This window comes from Bacillus sp. NTK071 (genome assembly GCF_017303315.1).
Classification (GTDB): domain Bacteria; phylum Bacillota; class Bacilli; order Bacillales; family Guptibacillaceae; genus Guptibacillus.
Genome location: NZ_JAFKOI010000149.1, coordinates 1 through 256 on the forward strand (window position 1 = coordinate 1; position 256 = coordinate 256).

General features: G+C 64.1%; 1 protein-coding gene. It reads left to right on the forward strand.

Translation table 11 applies throughout. The annotated features are described in order from the left end of the window. The coding region (locus JI666_RS22260) for a thiamine pyrophosphate-dependent enzyme (RefSeq protein WP_286171031.1) at positions 1 to 256 on the forward strand (256 nt) is incomplete at both ends.

A 256-nucleotide genomic window follows, 5' to 3' on the forward strand; every position in this document is an offset into this window, starting at 1 on the left:
CGCGGTCACTCGATGTCGGACCCGGCCAAATACCGCACCCGCGAAGAAGTCCAGAAGATGCGCGAAGAGCGCGATCCGATCGAACGCGTGCGCGAAATGCTCACCACCGGCGGTCTGGCCACGGACGAGGATCTCAAGGCGATCGACAAAGAGATCAAGGCGGTGGTCAATGACAGCGCCGAGTTCGCCAAGGACAGTCCCGAGCCGTCGCTCGACGAACTGTGGACCGACATCTACGCCGCCCCGCAGGAGGCGG